Annotated in this window: 14 protein-coding genes and 3 tRNA genes; 7 read left to right on the forward strand and 10 right to left on the reverse strand. The window is 44.0% G+C overall.

Features of this window, described 5'->3' with window-relative positions; genetic code table 11:
- Window positions 1-89: 89 nt before the first annotated feature.
- Window positions 90-767: a DUF1345 domain-containing protein gene (locus ACWQ4X_RS00455; RefSeq protein ID WP_457902331.1), complete on the forward strand. Its 678-nt coding sequence runs from the start codon at window positions 90-92 to the stop codon at window positions 765-767.
- Window positions 768-842: 75 nt separating this feature from the next.
- Here the strand turns inward: ACWQ4X_RS00455 and ACWQ4X_RS00460 are convergent, their stop codons facing one another.
- The 9 genes from ACWQ4X_RS00460 to ACWQ4X_RS00500 form a co-directional block, all read right to left on the reverse strand.
- Window positions 843-1,703: an alpha/beta fold hydrolase gene (locus ACWQ4X_RS00460; RefSeq protein WP_241625681.1), complete on the reverse strand. Its 861-nt coding sequence runs from the start codon at window positions 1,701-1,703 to the stop codon at window positions 843-845.
- A gap of 283 nt (window positions 1,704-1,986) precedes the next feature.
- Complete coding sequence (locus tag ACWQ4X_RS00465) at window positions 1,987-3,225, reverse strand: OprD family outer membrane porin (protein WP_100240504.1); 1,239 nt, start codon at window positions 3,223-3,225, stop codon at window positions 1,987-1,989.
- A gap of 825 nt (window positions 3,226-4,050) precedes the next feature.
- The gene (dmpG, locus tag ACWQ4X_RS00470) at window positions 4,051-5,070 is read right to left on the reverse strand and encodes a 4-hydroxy-2-oxovalerate aldolase (protein ID WP_457902332.1); all 1,020 of its coding nucleotides are present in this window, start codon (window positions 5,068-5,070) and stop codon (window positions 4,051-4,053) included.
- A gap of 10 nt (window positions 5,071-5,080) precedes the next feature.
- Window positions 5,081-5,977 (reverse strand): acetaldehyde dehydrogenase (acetylating), encoded by an 897-nt coding sequence (locus ACWQ4X_RS00475; RefSeq protein ID WP_457902333.1) that lies wholly within the window; start codon window positions 5,975-5,977, stop codon window positions 5,081-5,083.
- Between the two features lie 25 nt (window positions 5,978-6,002).
- On the reverse strand, window positions 6,003-6,800 hold the full coding sequence (locus tag ACWQ4X_RS00480; RefSeq protein WP_457902334.1) for a fumarylacetoacetate hydrolase family protein: 798 nt from the start codon (window positions 6,798-6,800) through the stop codon (window positions 6,003-6,005).
- 416 nt (window positions 6,801-7,216) lie between these two features.
- Window positions 7,217-7,822: a glutathione S-transferase family protein gene (locus ACWQ4X_RS00485; RefSeq protein ID WP_457902335.1), complete on the reverse strand. Its 606-nt coding sequence runs from the start codon at window positions 7,820-7,822 to the stop codon at window positions 7,217-7,219.
- 49 nt (window positions 7,823-7,871) lie between these two features.
- A complete protein-coding gene (locus ACWQ4X_RS00490; RefSeq protein ID WP_457902336.1) occupies window positions 7,872-8,585 on the reverse strand; it encodes a helix-turn-helix transcriptional regulator in 714 nt (237 codons plus the stop codon).
- Between the two features lie 74 nt (window positions 8,586-8,659).
- A complete protein-coding gene (locus tag ACWQ4X_RS00495) occupies window positions 8,660-9,328 on the reverse strand; it encodes an HAD-IA family hydrolase (protein WP_457902337.1) in 669 nt (222 codons plus the stop codon).
- 249 nt (window positions 9,329-9,577) lie between these two features.
- Window positions 9,578-10,516: an RluA family pseudouridine synthase gene (locus ACWQ4X_RS00500; RefSeq protein WP_161933208.1), complete on the reverse strand. Its 939-nt coding sequence runs from the start codon at window positions 10,514-10,516 to the stop codon at window positions 9,578-9,580.
- A 758-nt stretch (window positions 10,517-11,274) separates the two neighbouring features.
- Here ACWQ4X_RS00500 and ACWQ4X_RS00505 point away from each other — a divergent pair.
- The 5 genes from ACWQ4X_RS00505 (at window position 11,275) to ACWQ4X_RS00525 (ending at window position 17,079) form a co-directional block, all read left to right on the forward strand.
- On the forward strand, window positions 11,275-14,622 hold the full coding sequence (locus tag ACWQ4X_RS00505) for an Rne/Rng family ribonuclease (RefSeq protein ID WP_457902338.1): 3,348 nt from the start codon (window positions 11,275-11,277) through the stop codon (window positions 14,620-14,622).
- A 188-nt stretch (window positions 14,623-14,810) separates the two neighbouring features.
- Window positions 14,811-16,652: a long-chain-acyl-CoA synthetase gene (locus ACWQ4X_RS00510; RefSeq protein ID WP_457902339.1), complete on the forward strand. Its 1,842-nt coding sequence runs from the start codon at window positions 14,811-14,813 to the stop codon at window positions 16,650-16,652.
- 133 nt (window positions 16,653-16,785) lie between these two features.
- Window positions 16,786-16,861: transfer RNA gene (locus ACWQ4X_RS00515), tRNA-Lys, on the forward strand.
- An 18-nt stretch (window positions 16,862-16,879) separates the two neighbouring features.
- Window positions 16,880-16,955 (forward strand) — tRNA-Lys (locus ACWQ4X_RS00520).
- A 48-nt stretch (window positions 16,956-17,003) separates the two neighbouring features.
- A tRNA-Lys gene (locus ACWQ4X_RS00525) sits at window positions 17,004-17,079 on the forward strand.
- Between the two features lie 102 nt (window positions 17,080-17,181).
- Here ACWQ4X_RS00525 and ACWQ4X_RS00530 read toward each other — a convergent pair.
- Complete coding sequence (locus ACWQ4X_RS00530) at window positions 17,182-17,841, reverse strand: hypothetical protein (RefSeq protein WP_457902340.1); 660 nt, start codon at window positions 17,839-17,841, stop codon at window positions 17,182-17,184.
- Between the two features lie 293 nt (window positions 17,842-18,134).
- On the opposite strand from ACWQ4X_RS00530, the gene ACWQ4X_RS00535 reads away from it, so the two are divergent.
- Window positions 18,135-18,401 (forward strand): PspC domain-containing protein, encoded by a 267-nt coding sequence (locus ACWQ4X_RS00535; protein WP_457902341.1) that lies wholly within the window; start codon window positions 18,135-18,137, stop codon window positions 18,399-18,401.
- Window positions 18,402-18,437: the final 36 nt, after the last annotated feature.

Raw genomic sequence — 18,437 nt, forward strand, 5'->3', positions numbered from 1 at the left:
AACTTAAGTCTAAACAGATGCGACCCCCAGCATAAATTTTTATACTGTCAGGCATACGATAAAAAACAAAAATCAAAAGGGAGCGCTTTATGCCTATGCCCACCTTGCATCGCCTAAAATCTGGGATGCAATTTCGCCCTTACTTTTTTATTACCTTTTTGCTGACCGCACTGCTATTTGGTGCACTCACCCTGTTTACCCACTGGACATGGTCGACCAATTTACTGATTAGCTGGAATATTGCTGTTTCCAGTTATTTACTGAAAACCATGACCACACTCTGGGCTGTCGATCATCAGCACATTTTGCAACATGCACAGCAGCAGGATGCCAGTAAATGGATTATTTTATTGCTGGTGATTCTGACCCTAGGCATGTGCCTGATTGCAATTGTGATTGAATTGACGCATTTGCCACACAACTCAATGCTGACCCTTGGGCATCTCTTACTTTCATTGCTGACCATTATCAGCGCATGGTTCTTTATGCATACCATTTTTGCGATTCATTATGCGCATGATTATTATCTGGCACTGGCAGATGAGCAAGATGCAGGACTGGATTTCCCCAAGACCCAATATCCAACTTATCCTGACTTCTTATACTTTAGTTATGTGATTGGCACCTCGGCACAAACCGCAGATGTATCCATTACGTCCCGCTCCATGCGGATTTTAAATATTCTGCATATTATTCTGGCTTATGGTTTCAACACCTCCATTTTAGCCATCAGCATTAATGTGGCTGCTGGCTTTATCACGCTTTAAATTTGCATTTCCTCCCACGAAATTTCAGGCATAAAAAAAGGGATGGCTCAAGCATCCCTTTTCTTTTCGATCAGATTATTTCACGCCACGCGCGGTCAAATAATCTTTAATCACCGTATTAAATTCTTCGGCTTTTTCCACTTGCGACCAGTGTCCACACTGACTAAAAATGTGTGCATCGGCAAATGGAACAGTATTTAAGATATCCCATGTGCGTGAAACGGGAATCACCACATCCTGAACGCCATGAATCAACAATACAGGCACTTGGATGTCTTTCATTTTTTCAAAATCGAGCGGGAATTCAAAACGATCGCGGTCACGTGCACCAACCACATCCATTAAACGGTCTGAAGCATAATCATTTTTTGCAGCTTCATAGCGAACTTTGACCAATTCATCGGTAATCAGGCTTTTATCGACCACAAACATCGACAAGGTGTTTTTAATGCCTTCTTCGGTCAATACTGGGTTGGCATGTGCTTTCAAGGCAGCGGTTTGCTTAGCACCACCTGTTCCCATCGAGACAATACCCAATACACGTTCAGGATAATCCAGCACCATTTGGAAGGCTAACCAGCCACCCAATGAATTTCCGACTAGCCACGTTTTCTCAATGCCCAGCGCATCGAGGGTACGCACCGCATGATCAACCCATGCGCGAATGCCATACGCTGTACCTTCCGCCACGACTGTTTGACCATAGCCAATCGAATCGATGGCGATACAACGGGCTTGTTCACCAATTTGAGGTAAATTCAACCACCAGTTTGCTGCTGCCGAAACACCCGTTCCAGAGCCGTGTAAAAATAAAATCGGCGTTCCTTGACCCACTTCATGGTAATGGGTTAACTCACCTTCAGCCGTTTCAATCCATTTATCTTCCAAGCCAAAAAATGGGTCGGTGGTGTAATTCGGGATTTGGACCGTGCTCATACATACTCCTCGTACAGCCTAAGACCTGTCTGATGTTCTGTGTTCAAGACAGGTCAATTCATTCATTTCGACAGGTTTTACTGCTCCATCTTACCTGTTCAAAAGCCTCATACTGATACTTGTTTTCGATCACACACTACAAAAAAACGATTATTTAAGCTTATGTTTTAAAACAATATTTTAAAGATTAAACCCAATAATTCATTCGCTACTCTGTATTTCAAGATTGCATCAATAAAAAAAGAGCGACTTGTTACCAAATCGCCCGCTTGCAGCTGAAAACTTAGAATTTATAGCTATAGGTGGTCGCTACACGATATTCTTTCAGGTCGCTTTTCCAGTCATAATCGGTGTCGATGTACATGGCTTGTACCCCCAGACCTTTGAGTTTGCCTTCAGGCACGGTGTAATTCACAATCAGGTTCAGTTCTTGTTCATCCTGATTGGTCTTGCCGCCTGCTTTGGCATCAAAGCCTGCAAAATAAATGGCATTGGCATTTAAGCCTTTCAGCCCCAATCCTGCAAAATCATAAGCATAAGACACACTCCAAGATTTCTCCTTGGCATTGGTAAAGGTCGCAACAGACCAGTTCACCAAATACGGCTGTGGCACCCAGCCTGCCAAGGTTGGAAAATTATTTTCCCCAAACATTTGTTGATAGCCCAGACCCAGCGTATGCGCGCCATGATTGAATTTCGCCCCAACCGACAAGGCTTGGTTGTCAATATCACCATACAGTTTGTCGCCTGACTCGGAGTTATCAAAATAGCGCACATGACTGCTGAGCTTGGTGTTTGCTGTTAAATTGGTGTTGTAATTGATGCCTGCATAATGCTGTTGATAGATGTCTTTGACATCGGCATACCAATAACTCGCGCCAATCGCAGGATTAAACTGATGATCAATCCCCGCGATATACATCCCATCCGCAGCTTTGGCGGTATTCGGATTATTGTTCGGGAATAAACTTAAGTCCTGAAACTGATTGTCATAACGCGCATTAATGCCATCGATATACGCCAAACTCAGTTTGGTATCTTTCAGCTCTTTAGACTCTAACCACGCGCCGCTATAGGTGGTGAGTAACTGACGCGATGGGTCAAACACCAACACCGGGGACACAGGCAATAACTCACCTACTTTAAGTTCGGTTTGCGACACTTTGGCTTTTAAAGTCGCACCGACTTTGCCGAAATTGCTGGCTTGTTCCTGTCCATTGTGCGGAAGTACCCAATCCGCATTTTTGTCACGCCCATTTAAACGAAATGCATGTTGCACCAAAAGATCGGCACCTAACTGCAAACCACCCAATTCGGCATAACCTGATTTGGCATCTAAAGTGATGCCTTGCGACCAACTGCCCCAATTGTTTTGCGGCACCGTTTCATACTGACGGTCTAAATAAAAATTTCTGAGTTTAAGCTGGACTTGGCTATCGTCGATAAATTCTGCATTCGTTGCAGTTGTACCTAATGCTGCTGTTGCAACACAGATGGCTGTCCATAAAGTTTGACGACGCATGAGATTCATTCCAATGATCACGTTAAGCTATGACGCCATCATGCGGAACTTGTCGGGCAGAAAAAATCCGACCACAGTCTTAAGAGAATGCACCTAAACCTGACTTAAATAGCTGAATAGAGCGAACATTTTTTAGATTAAGATATAATCACAATAACTCGCTCTTTACCCAATTTCGCAAGATATGATGAGAGCTTAGCTCTACCAAGCCTTTCCTAAGGAAATTTGATTTATTTTCTCAAGAGCTGAAATTTTTAAGTGTTTTTTTGTTTAAATTTTAAAGTGGAAAATTTTACGTTCGCTACAGAATTATAAGAAAAAGCGCTCATATCACAGATATTTTCTATATTTAAAGCAAGTAAGTGAACAGCCTGAAAACCTGATGAATATGCAATTAAATTGAGGAAGAAAAGTATTTTTCCCTATAGCTTATTTAACAATCATGACTTGGTTCATTGTGAGTTCATAAAATAAAATTAGCTTTCCTTTGGAATCTTCTTTTTATTTGATACGCGAAAATGGCATTCGCAATTGTTTGAGGCAGACTGTATTTTGCAAATAAAGTTTCTGCGATTAATTATTTAGTAATAATTATATGACGAGTTTTGCGATGAGGCGCACTGCGCCGCAAGATACCTTTCTTGCGAACTCAAAATATATTTTGAGTTTCTCATTTGGGCTTATCCAAAGTAACATACGAGCTCCAAGTATATGATTCTTGAGGGACTCAACAAAATTATGAAAAGAAAAAAGTTAAGGAGTTTACGAGAAACTCCTTAACTTATAGACATTAGATGCTTTCGATTCTTCGCTTTAATTAATAAATTAAACCAAAGCTGCCTTCGCTTTAGACATGGTCAACGCCAAATCTTCAATCATGTCTTCCTGACCACCCACGGTACCACGACGACCCAATTCCAGCAGAATTTCACGGGCAGAGACACCATATTTGGCTTCAGCGCGTTTCGCGAACAACAGAAATGATGAATACACGCCTGCATAGCCTAAAGTTGCGGCATCACGGTCGGCACGGATTGGATTTAGCATCATTGGAATCACCAAATCTTCTGCCACATCTTGCACCTTAAACAGATCTACACCTGTTTCCATGCCCATACGGTTTGCCACCGCAATAAACAATTCCAATGGTGTATTGCCCGCACCAGCACCCAAGCCTGCAGAAGCCAAGTCGACACGAATTGCACCCGCTTCAACCGCTGCCACCGTATTGGCTACGCCCATGCCCAAGTTATGATGCCCGTGGAAACCCAGTTCAATACTGCTGTCCAATTCTTGGCGCAGTAAAGCAACACGGTCGGTCACATCTTGTGGCAGCATATAACCGGCTGAGTCCGTCACATAAATACAGTTTGCCCCGTAAGACACCATCTTTTTCGCTTCTTCTAAAAGACGCTCAGGTGATGCCATATGCGCCAACATCAAGAAACCTACTGTATCCATCCCCAAGTGACGCGCAGCGGTGATATGCTGTTCGGAACAATCTGCTTCGGTACAGTGCGTCGCCACACGAATGGTCGACACCCCAATCTCATGCGCCATTTTCAAATGATCAACGGTACCAATCCCAGGTAAAAGTAATGCCGAAACTTTGGCATTTTTCATCCGTGGAACCACAGCAGATAAGTATTCTTCATCGCTTGCCGCAGCAAAACCGTAATTGACCGATGAACCACCCAATCCATCCCCATGAGTGACTTCAATTAACGGTACACCCGCATCATCCAAAGCAGTTGAAATTGCAATCATTTGCTCAACCGTAGTTTGATGGCGCTGAGGATGCATCCCATCACGCAAAGTCATATCATGCACAATAATCTTAGACATGGGTTGCTCCTTATACTTCAGCGGTTTCCAATAAACGTTCTGCAAACATTTCTGCGGTTCGTGCAGCTGCTGCAGTCATAATGTCGAGATTGCCTGCATAGGTCGGCAAGAAATCGCCCAAACCTTGCACTTCAAGGAAAATCGAAACACGATTGCCATCAAAAACAGGACCATTCACCAATTTATAGCCCGGTACATATTTTTGTACTTCTGTGATCATGGCTTGCACCGAAGCGGTAATTGCCGCTTGATCAGGTTCTCCTTCGACCAAGCAATGCACGGTGTCACGCATCATCAATGGAGGTTCGGCTGGATTAATAATGATGATGGCTTTACCTTGTTTTGCACCGCCAACTTTTTCAATCGCGCCTGCCGTAGTACGGGTAAATTCATCAATATTTTTACGTGTCCCTGGACCGACCGATTTGGTCGAAACGGTGGCAATAATTTCACCATAGTTCACAGGCTGTACACGTGAAATCGCAGCTACCATGGGAATGGTTGCTTGACCACCACAGGTCACCATGTTCACATTTGGCAACTCACCTGCATCCAACAATTCTTGCAAATTCACGGGCGGTACACAAAACGGGCCAATCGCAGCAGGTGTCAGGTCAATCATCTGTACACCCAACTCATTCAACTTGCGGCTGTTTTCTGCATGCACATACGCTGAAGTCGCATCAAAGGCAATCTGAATTTCATCTGCCAGCACATGTGGCAGCAAACCGTCTACGCCTTCTGACGTAGTTTTGATGCCCATGCTGGCAGCACGTGCCAAACCTTCCGAGGTTGGGTCAATCCCGACCATCCATACAGGTTCCAGAAATTCGCTACGCTGCAACTTATACAATAAATCTGTTCCGATATTTCCCGGACCGATTAATGCGCATTTAATCTTTTTCATGCATTTACTCTCTCAAGAATCCAATTTATTCCGCAGCAAACGCAGCGACCACTGAGCCAAATCCTTCAATTTCAACCTTGAATTCATCTCCAGGATGGGCAACCACCATAGGTCCCAAAGCACCAGTTAAAATAATGTCACCTGCAAGCAATGGACGACCACGGCGTACCATCTCATCGGCAAGCCATACCGCAGCATTCAGCGGATTGGCTAAACACGCCTTACCCACGCCTTGCGAAACCACTTCTTCACCACGCGTCATGATCATTGTGCAATTGACCAAATCAAGTTGATCTAATTTGACTGGACGTGAGCCCAATACAAACGCAGCCGATGAAGCATTGTCCGCCACCGTATCAATCAATGAAATTTTCCAGTTTTCAATGCGGCTATCCACCACTTCAATTGCAGGCAAGGCATAGGCTGTGGCACTGATAATATCGGCATAGCTATGTTTTGCTTGGGTCAAATCTTGGTTGATGACCAGCGCGATTTCAGCTTCGACTTTGGGCTGAATCAACAATCCGGCTGGAATGGCTTCACCATCTCCATAGGCCATATCGGCAAACAGCATTCCAAAGTCAGGCTGATCCACGCCAAGTTGTGCTTGAACCACTTTGGAGGTCAGACCAATTTTGCGTCCGACTAAACGACGACCTTCGCTTAAGGCACGTTGGGTATTGACTTCCTGAACCGCATACGCAATATCGACGTCTGCTTGTTCCGCACCCAGTTGTGGGCGAATAGGAGCAATCGCAGTCTGTGTAAGCTCAGCGTTACGAAGTGCCAAGGCAACGGATTCAACAACAGCAGAATTCGACATCTATGTTTCCTTAAACTGTAAATAAAGATAGATAACGTTTTGCGCGAGAGAAGCGTATAGACAGCATCTTTTCGATTTAACGAAAGTGCGAAATGAAATCTGATGGCTGTCCCTAACCACCGCTAAAAACGTGTATATTTAGACAGCTTAAGCATCGGAAAATTGGCGATTTTATGCCAATACTTATTTTATTTTTTACAATAGCTAGAACTTATTAATCTTTGTTTTTTTACTCATCAAAATAAACAATGTAGAAAAATCAAAGAGAAAAATACGCTAATTATTCAAAACTCAGCGTTATAGATTGGATTGAATTTTTCAACTACGACTAAAAAATAATACGCGAGCAGTCTATTGAGATAGATCTATAACTTTAAAAAGCCTCTTAGATCAGAGGCTTTTTGAGTCAAATGGCGTTATGCTGCAAACAAAGCCGGATTGTTCTTTAAACTTTCACGTTGCTGTATAGCTGATACATAGCGGTCAATTGCAGGATGCGGCTTTAATAAATTCATCTTTAATTGCCACATAAGCATTGCGCCTAAACTGATATCGGCTGCCGTAAACTGTGCACCGCACAAATATGGACTCGCCTGCTCCAAACCTTGAATCAAGGCTTGATAGGTATCCTGATAATCGCCATAGCCCATAAACATTTTTTGCTCGGGCGCCACCTGAACTTTTAAATGTTCATTGTCGGAAGCTGCTGCAAACGGGCCTGCAGCAAAGAACAACCAACGATAATATAAACCTCTTTTCGGATCATCGAGTGCGGGCGCTAAACCTTTTTCAGCGAATTTATCTGCCAAATATGCACAAATGGCATCTAATTCATAAATCACCACATCACCATCTACCAACACAGGCACTTTACCAAATGGGTTGAGTTGTAAAAATTCGGCTGATTTCATTTCTGCACCATAAGTGACTTCTATCCGTTCAACCTCAATCCCCAAATCAAGCAAGAGCCAATCCACCACTACGCCTCGAGATTGCTTATTTGTATATAAAGTTAAAGCCATGGTTCTATCCTCTGTGTTTATTGTTTTTTTAGAATAGACCTGAGCTGTGTCAGTTTTTGTCAGTAGTGCTGGCTGATTTTTCTGAATTTGAAAATTCTTTTTGACACCATTGCTGAAATAAGTGACGTTTAAACTGAGGATAGATGTGCTCAGTCAATACCAGCGTTTGTATGCGATCTAAACGGAAATTTCTAAAATCTTCCCTTAATTCACACCATGCAGCCAACAACATTTTGTCATTAAAATATCCCAATGCGAACGGCCATAATTGTCTATGTGAAATCTGTTTGTGCTCATCTAGATAATCAATCTGGATTTTAGTTTGTAAACGAATGGCGATACGCACTTGTTCAACAACAGTTGAGTCGACCTCAATCCACGAATGAATCGATTTTAGATAAGTATCATTTAAAAATTCTTGTTTTCTTTGGGGTAATACTGCTCTTAATTTACTTAATACCGAATGTGAAGCCTGTTGTAAGGCTTGATCAGGAATGGATTTGGCCCATTGTAAGGCCAAATACATGGCCTCAATTTCTGATTCATCCAAACTCATAGGGGGAAGAAGAAAGTTTTCTTTCAATTGAAAGCCTACACCGACACTTCCCTCAATATTGACGCCTTGATCACGTAAACTTTCAATATCCCGATAAACACTTCGTACACTGATGTCTAGATGTTCAGCCAAACGTTGCGCAGTAACAGGATAACGCTGTTCACGAAGATGCTGTAATAAATGCAGTAATCGAATAGAACGACTCATAGCTTATTTTCTTGTTATTCAAAAGTCATTTTAGGCGCATATCCTAATACGCCTTGAAAAATAATCAACGTTGCTTATGCCACATCAGCAGCCTTGACTTGCCGATTTAAAAACTGCGCTAAACTGGCAACATCATCGACAATGGTTAAAGGTTGATACTGTTTTAAGGTTTCAGGCGTATGCACACCATAACTCACCCCTACGCGAGGCATGGCAATATTTCTCGCCATTTCCAAGTCGTAGCTGGTATCACCGACCATAATCGCTTGTTCGGCATGCAGTCCAGTCACCTGCAAAATTTCCTGTAACATTAGCGGATCAGGTTTAGAACGGGTTTCGCTGGCAGCACGTGTCGCAACAAATAACTCGTGGCTATTGGTTTGCGCCAAAACACGATCCAGACCTTTACGGCTTTTGCCTGTTGCAACCGCCAACAACAAACCAGCTTCGCGTAATTCAGTGAGCATGTTTGCCACACCATCAAACCAGACATCGCCTTTGGAATTTGCCACATAATGCTCGGCATAACATTGCAAAATTTCGGTGTGCAATTCAGGCACTTGCGGGAATAAACGCTGAGCGACTTCAGGCAAACCTAAACCAATAATACTTTTGGCATCTTCACTCGTGAGCGGTTGCGAAAATTGCTGTGCTGCAAACAACAAACTCGCCACAATCTGCCCGACTGAATCAAATAAAGTACCGTCCCAATCAAAGATAATTAGTTCTACAGGTTTTTGCATGCTGGGGTTCCAATATTTGCTTTTATGAAGAAAATTTCACGAGGCATTTGCTACATGATGGCAACAAGGATGTCGCCGTTGAGCTGTGGTACAAGTACGTTCCATCAGCTCAACAAATGATTTTTGTTACTTTTCATCGCTGAAAAGTAAAGATGACCAATACCGCATCATTTCCAGTTAATCACGACAAAAGAGGTCCTATATTATTAGCTCTCGCTAATCCTCTTCTAAAAAGGAGAGGGAAACAGCTTAGTCCTTTTTCTGTGCTCTCAACTGCGCCACAATACTCTGCATATCTTCAGGCAACGGTGCTTCAATTGGCGGATAACCAGGAATATCCAAACGCATGGCGTGTAGACATAAACGACGTGGTTTAGGACCGTTGTACTCGGTTTCATGTCCATATTTTTCATCCCCTACCAGCGGATGACCAATACTTAAACCATGCACACGAATTTGATGAGTACGACCTGAAAGCGGCGATGCATACACCAAAGTGGCATGCATAAAACGCTCCGCCACATTCCATTGGGTTTTCGAGTCCTTACCTTCTTTCGATACACGCACACGACGTTCGCCATTGGAAAGTTCATAGCGGTGCAACGGTGCATCTATCAGTTGCTTATCTAAACTCACCACACCTTTCACGACAGCCGCGTAGGTTTTCTTGATTTTGTGCTCACGCAACAGGTCTTGTAAGGTTTTTAACACACTGCGCTTTTTAGAAATCATCACCAGACCTGACGTATCACGGTCAATACGGTGAATCAATTCTAAATATTTTTTGCCTGTAGCCGCACGCAAGCCTTCAATCAGACCATAGGCCACACCGCTTCCGCCATGTACCGCAATGCCCGATGGCTTATTCACCACCATCAGACCTTCATCTTCATACACCACACGGCTGAGTAAACTCTGCGCCACTTTGTCCGATACAGGCGCAGCCGTTTCATCTTTTTGTTCATAGCGAATCGGTGCAACGCGAATTTGGTCCCCAATCGCCAATTTGGTTTCGGCTTTAATGCGCTTTTTGTTCACGCGCACCTGCCCTTCACGAATCAAACGATAAATGCGACTTTTCGGTACACCTTTGAGTCGGCTAAATAAAAAATTATCGATGCGTTGACCCGCTTGATGCTCATCCACTTCAAACCAAGTGACACTTTGCCATTCTTGCGTAGAATTCATACAGATACTGTGACCTAAAAAAATACTAAAATTGATTAAAAACTGATCATTTAGGCTATACTTTTCACTAGAAACGTAAGCTTAGCCCATAGGCAGATGATGCAAGGTTTGCTATAGTCAGCGCACGGAAACCACCGTAAGTGAATCATCATCAACACATTTCAATTATCTTCATATTGAAATATGGCTGAAATTTTGATTATAAACTCGGAAAGGTCCCAAAAGAATTATGCCGACGCCGAAGGCTTATTATATCGGCAAAACTGCAAACTGTTGCGTTTAATTGTACCTCAGGTACATAAATCAGTTTGCCTGAAAAAATATGTCGCCAACCTCAAGTTGGTTTTTAAACGTAAACTGATACACATCAGATTAGTCGCACCCTGAAACCACATTCAGGCTACAGCGTCTGATGCATTGGATCTGCACAATTTGTAAAGATACGACGATAATTCCGTATCAAGACACTCTTATTTTGTAGGGATGCTCTTCGAGCAATGTGACAGTGAAAGTTACTCACATCCAATGCACCGCTTGTTTGCCAGTGAAGTGTACAGGTGACTTTAATCGTTTAAAGATTGAAGCCGTATTGCCATCATCAATACGTGAATCAAAACTGGAGCCCACCTTAAAACAGGCCAGTGTAAACCCTCAGACCGCAATCGGTTTATTTGAGATCTGAGTTTGATCCGTGATGTTTGATGTTCGCTACGTGTATAGCGATTTTTTGCTGTGTATCACTATAAGGTGTTACACCCATGAAACGTATGTTGATTAATGCAACACATGCCGAGGAAATCCGCGTTGCACTGGTTACAGGTCAGCGTCTTTACGATTTTGATTTAGAAAATCGTACCCGTGAACAAAAAAAATCGAATATCTATAAAGGTCACGTAACTCGCGTTGAGCCTTCTCTAGAAGCCGTATTTGTTGAATACGGTGCGGGACGCCAAGGCTTCCTGTCTATGCGCGAAATCGCAAACTCATACTACAAAGCCGACCCTCGCCAAACTTCAAATATTCGTGAACTGATTACTGAAGGCACTGAGCTTTTGGTTCAAGTTGAAAAAGAAGAACGTGGCAACAAAGGTGCTGCGCTTTCGACCTTCATTTCTTTGGCTGGTCGCTATTTAGTGTTGATGCCAAACAACCCAAAAGGTGGTGGCATCAGCCGTCAAATTTCGGGTTCAGTTCGTGAAGAATTGAAAGAAATGTTGGCCTCATTGAATGTGCCGCGTGGCATGAGCGTGATTGTACGCACTGCGGGGATTGGTCGTTCTCAAGAAGAATTACAACTTGATCTTCAACACTTGCTTGACCTTTGGGCACAAATCCAAAATACAGCGAGTTCTGGTCCATCACCAATGTTGGTGCATCAAGAAGCGGGTGTAGTGACACGTGCGATTCGTGATTACTTACGTGATGATGTGGCTGAAATCCTGATTGACTCTGAGCAAGCTTATAACGAAGCGTATAACTTCGTAAAAGCAGTCATGCCGCGTCAAATCGACAAGTTAAAAACCTACACTTTAAATGAGCCGTTATTTGCACATTTCGGTATCGAAAGCCAAATTCAAACGGCTTATGAACGTGAAGTAAAATTGCCTTCTGGCGGCTCAATCGTGATTGACCAAACAGAAGCTTTAGTTTCCATTGATATTAACTCTGCGAAATCTACACGCGGACACGATGTTGAAGAAACTGCACTGAACACCAACCTTGAAGCCGCAGAAGAAATTGCACGTCAACTTCGCTTGCGTGATATTGGCGGTTTGGTGGTGATCGACTTCATCGACATGACCAAAGACCGCAACCAACGCATGGTTGAAGCAAAGTTACGTGAAGCAACGCAAAGTGACCGCGCACGTATTCAGTTTGGTCAATTGTCTCGCTTTGGTTTAATGGAAATGAGCCGTCAACGCTTACGTCCATCTTTAGAAGAAGCAACGGGTTATGTCTGCCCACGCTGTCATGGCACAGGCATGGTCCGTGACCTTCGTTCACTTTCGCTTTCAATTATGCGTAAAGTGGAAGAAATTGCCTTACGTGAACGTCATGGTGAAGTACAAGTTGAAGTGCCTGTAGAAATTGCAGCATTCTTATTGAATGAAAAGCGTCACAGCTTGGTTTACTTAGAACAAACGTCAAATGTACGTGTCACAGTATTACCGCACCCACACTTAGAAACCCCTCATTATGAGATTTCTTATAACCCTGAAGGCTTCGCGCCAACCAGCTATGAACGCACTGAAGCAACACGTTCTAGCGAAAAAGAATTGGGTTATGAAGCTTCAGATTGGCACTTAGAAGATGCTGATCAACAACCAAGTGTTGCACCCGTAGCTGAAAAACATGGTAAGAAAAAACCACAGCAAGCGGTTCAACAACAACAGCAAGCCCCTGCCGCTGCACCAGCTGCATCAAGCAGCCCATGTGCATGGTTAGAAAACCTGTTTGTTCAAAAGCAAGCTGCAACTGTAGACCAAGCGCGTACAGCAAATAACGCAGCTGCTGCAATCGAACAAATGGTGAATGGCGGTGCCGTTAGCCGTGGTCAATTTGGTCAAGTAGCAACGCCTGCTGCTGTTGCACCAGCACCTGTGGCAAGCAACAACGCGTACCTCTCTTCAACACCTGCTCCACAAAAAACTGAGCAACGTGACTTTGCTGAGAAAAATGCAGAGAAAGAAGAAAGAACGCAACGTCACAACAAAAAGCGTAATAACAACAAGCAACGTGAGCCGCGCGAACAGCAACCGCAAGAACAAAATCAAGTGGTTGAAGAAGTTGTGCAAATGTCGCGTCAAGAGCAACGCCAAGAACAGCGTGAGCAAAAGCGTCAACGTCAACAACAACGTCAGCAACAGCCTGAACAACAAAATGAAGTTCAAGCTGAACAAGCTGTACCACGTCGTGACCGTAACAACCAGCAACGTCCAAATCGCCCAAATCGCCACCGCGACCAAAGCGTATTTAACGAGCAACAACAACCTGCGGCAGCAGCTCCAGCGCCAGTGGTTGTAGATGAGCAACAGGTCAAAGTGGAACTGATTGATGCGCCACGTCAAGACATGCTGCCTACGGCATTGGTGGTGAATGTTGATCAAGCACAAAGCGAAATCGTAGCCATCAACAACACTGCGCCAGTCGCTGCGGTTGAAGCTGCAGCTCCAGTTGCGGCTGAACCTGTAGAAGCCGTGAAAACTGCACCTGTGGCTGTGGAAGCAGAAAGCAAGGCAGAAGCTCAACCAGAAGCTACGCCAAGCGTTGAAAAAGAAGAGCAAAAGCCGCGTTCTGAAGTGAAACGTGCCAGCAACGATCCGCGTATGCGTCGTCGTCAGCAACGTGAAGCGCACGCTAAACAAGCGCAAGCACCTAAGCTCAACCCTTCACAAGTGCCGACTTTGGCGCAATACACAGTGGGCAGTTTAATCCGCCATGTCTATGGTGAAGACTGTGCTGTACTGATTGAACAATTTGGTCTAATTCCAACGTTCAACCGTGCGCTACAAAAGTTCACGACAGAGTATGCAGCCAGCTTAAGCAGCGCTCCTGCTGCTGAAGCAGAGAAGAAGCCTGTTACACGTGATGTAGAAGTGGCGAAACCTACGCCTGAAGCTGAACCAGCGCCAGTGTTGGATTTAACTCCACCAAAGCCTGAGTCAGAAAAGCGTGTTGCCAATGACCCGCGTGAGCGTCGTCGTTTAGCCAAACAAGCGGCTGAACAAGCCCATGCGCAAGCCAAACAAGCACAAGTGGAAGATGCTCCTGTTGCCGCTGAACCAGCTGCTCCAGTTGTAGAAGAAGCTCCTGCTATTGCTGAGCCAGTAGCGGTCGTTGCTGAAGTTACAGAAACTGAAGTTGTTGCTGAAGCACCAGCCCCTGCTGTAGTCGAAGAAGTAGTGGTTGAAGCGAAAGCCCCTACGAAAGCTAAAGCCAAGGCAGAACCTGTACAAACTGAACTGGCGGTAGATGTGGTTGAAGAGACAGCCCCTGAAGCAGTTACGACAGAAGACACTGCGGCTGAAAAGGAAGAGAAAGAAAAAGCTCGTCCGCGTCGCCCACGTGGTCGTCCACCGAAAAAAGCTAATCCAACAGCAGAGTAAGTATTTACCCAATTGCTGTGAAAAAATTAAAACCTAGTCATTTCGATGGCTAGGTTTTTTTTGTTATTTTGAGCAGATTAGGTTGATTGCACTAGAAAGAAACGATTAAAAGGACAACTGTACAGATTACCTCGTTCAACCTGTAGACAAAGACATCGTATTGGACACGAAAAATAAATAGGATTCTTATGAGCCAAACCACACAAAGCGATCTTATTGGAATTACAGACGTCGCTGCCAAAATCCCACAATTTCTTGGAAAACTGCCGCATCTGGTTACAGGGTTGAAACAAGCCTATATCCGCACCCCAAATTCTCCTGCTGGTTTAGGGATTGCCTTTGAAAAAGCGGTCAAACGCAATCCTCATGGCGCTGCACTCCTATTTGAAGAACAAAAATATACCTACCAGCAACTCAACGACTGGGCCAACCAGATCGGACATTATTATTTGTCGATTGGCGCGCAAAAAGGTGATGTGATTGCGGTCATGATTGAAAACCGCCCTGAACTGGTTGCCACGGTACTGGCATTGGCTAAGATTGGCGTGACTGCAGCACTGGTGAACACTTCCCAAGTGGGCAAGGTACTGGCGCATAGCATCAATTTAGTTCATCCAATAGCCTTAATTGTCGGTGAAGAATGCCGCAAAGCGGTCGATGAAATTCGCCAAGAACTGAATTTGCCTGAACAGCGTTTTTACTGGTTTGCCGATCAAGAAACACGTCAAGATGCAGGTACTGCCCCTGCGCAGTATCTGAATTTGGCCAATGAAATTATCACCTTCCCGACCTTTAACACGCCAACTACACACAGTGTCAAAGGCAAAGACGGTTTATTTTATATCTACACCTCGGGAACCACTGGCTTACCGAAAGCCGTGATTTTTACCCACAGCCGCTGGACCCTCGCCTATGGCACTTACGGGCATGTGCTGGGCTTAAACAGCAACGACGTGATGTATGTAACCCTGCCACTCTACCATGCCACAGGCATTGTGGTGTGCTGGTGTGGCGTGATTGCAGGGAGTGCCGCATTGGCCCTGCGTCGCAAATATTCCACCTCCTCTTTCTGGAAAGATGTACAGAAATTTGATGCCTCTGCAATTGGCTATGTCGGAGAATTGTGCCGCTACTTAATGGATGCACCTGCATCGGATTTAGACCGTGCCCATCGTGTGAAAAAGATGATTGGCAATGGCATGCGCCCAAATATTTGGGACAAATTCAAGCAACGTTTTGGTGTTGAAGAAGTACTGGAACTGTATGCCTCGAGTGAAGGCAATGTCGGCTTTAGCAATGTGTTTAATTTCGACAATACCGTGGGTTTCTCGCCGACACCGTATGCGATTATTCAATTCGACAAAGAAAAGAATGAGCCGATTCGTGATGCACAAGGCTGGTGTCAAAAAGTCGCAAAAGGCGAGGTTGGATTGTTAGTCGGCAAAATTACCCGCCGCTCACCTTTTGATGGCTATACCGATCCTGAAAAGAACAAATCTGTGATCATGCAAAATGTGTTTAAACAAGGAGATGCCTTCTTTAACACGGGTGATTTGGTCCGCGATATTGGCTTTCGTCATGCACAGTTTGTCGACCGCTTAGGAGATACCTTCCGCTGGAAAGGTGAAAATGTCTCCACCACCGAAGTGGAAAACATGCTGTGTGAATACCCTAAAATTGTAGAAGCGGTGGTCTATGGTGTGGAAATTCCGCATACCAATGGTCGTGCAGGCATGGCCGCCATTACGCTGGCAGAACAAGCCCAGCTGAATGAGCAAGACCTGCAAGCCATGGTCAGTTGCTTTAAAAAAAGCCTGCCTGCCTATGCCGTCCCTGTATTTTTACGGGTACAGAAACAGGTTGAAACCACAGGTACCTTTAAATATCAAAAGAATAAATTAAAAGAACAAGCATTCAATCCTGAAAAAACTGATGAGCAAATTTTGGTCTTATTACCAAATAGCAGTGCCTATTGCGATATGAATACAGAAATCTATAGCAACATTCAGCAGTACCAATATCGCTTCTAAACTGAGAAATCGGCATTTTTTTGCATAAAATCAGGCAAAGTTGTTGTATTTATAATCAAACATCAACAACTTTGCGATTTTTCTCTTGCGCTCGTGTCATATCTTGCTACAATACGCTCCATCAAAACGAGATGGGTCGTTAGCTCAGTTGGTAGAGCAGCGGACTTTTAATCCGTTGGTCCCGCGTTCGAGTCGCGGACGACCCACCACTTATTTTGATTCCTGATGGGTCGTTAGCTCAGTTGGTAGAGCAGCGGACTTTTAATCCGTTGGTCCCGCGTTCGAGTCGCGGACGACCCACCATCTTTAAGCTTGATCAAAAAGCTGTCATAATGTGAAAGCATTCTAAATGGGTCGTTAGCTCAGTTGGTAGAGCAGCGGACTTTTAATCCGTTGGTCCCGCGTTCGAGTCGCGGACGACCCACCATTTATTTCAAAGCTTCTTCAAATTTATCTCTTCAGCACTGCTGTTCTAAAGCTCTAGTTTTCGTTTATATTCTTCTGCTCTTCAGCAAATTTAAGCCTAATATTATTGATCTTTGATCAAGCGATACGCTTGTGTTGGCATGGGATAACCTGCTGCGAAAAAGTGCTGATTGGTTTGATTACTCAAGTCTAAAGTTCGATCTATATCTAGAATTAAATTATGTTGCTGGTCGACCCGATAATAAAATTTTGCACCTTCTTCTAAATGCACCACCAGCTCTGCACTTTCAGGATTGACTGTCCATGTATCTCGGCGGTAAGTTCGGATTCTGCGATCCTCCGCCATTTTTTCGCTAAACAGTTTTCCCGTATAAATAATGCTGCGATAGGCCGAACCATCGGCCACCAAAGTCAAAATATATTCTGCAGAGCCTTCCGAGCATTGCACAAAATCATCTTTACAAAAAATCTGGACATGATAGCGCCCAATATAAGGGGTTTTATCCTCGGCAGAAGCCTGTTGTACCGTGGATGCCGCTTCATTGTCTGGCATACTTGCCTGCCCTGCCAGTTCCGTGAGTTTTTTACCAGACTGGGGCGGATTGACAACTGATGCTGGCTGCTCTTCTGCGGCAGAAGCCATCGGCTCATCCGCTGGCGTTGATGATCGGCTACACGCCGCGACCACCAGACTGGCGCATAGACACCCCAATAGCTGCCAACCGAACTTCGGACGAAGTTTTAAACTGTTCCATTTCATCACGTTAATACACAATCCACTTTCATTTGACCGAGCACCCAAAGGGTAAAAAAATGCTATGACATTATTTTTCCTTAAATTCAGCAATAGCATTGCAAGTGCCTGTATTTGCTTGTCAAAAATAAAGGCATCTGTAAATTTGATCACATTTTATGTACAGCGCAGCTCAGAGCAAATCTTTCTTTACATAACTTAACTATTTTCATGCCAGCTTTGCTTTAAAAATTGAATTGCATCACCATTTATTAATTATGAGATTACATAAAATCTCTCATTTATTTTCTAAGGAGACCTAGATGGCCAATGTTGGTTTATATCGTTCGAATCGCCAAAATATAATTGCAGGTGTTATGGGCGGTATTGCTGAACGTTTTGGTTGGAACGCAAACTTATTAAGAATTATCTTCTTTTTAGTTTCAGTCATGAGTGCCGCTTTTCCAGGCATTCTCGTATATTTGGTTTTATGGTTAGTGATTCCAAAACGTCAGGATGAGAGTTATTCCGATTCATCGAATTACCAACGTCCAGTACGTACCGTAAATAATCACAAATCACCATTATAGGTTTCATGAACATCATTTGACCTACCGTTTTGGTCG

It is taken from the genome of Acinetobacter sp. NigerLNRRAM0016, assembly GCF_054112845.1.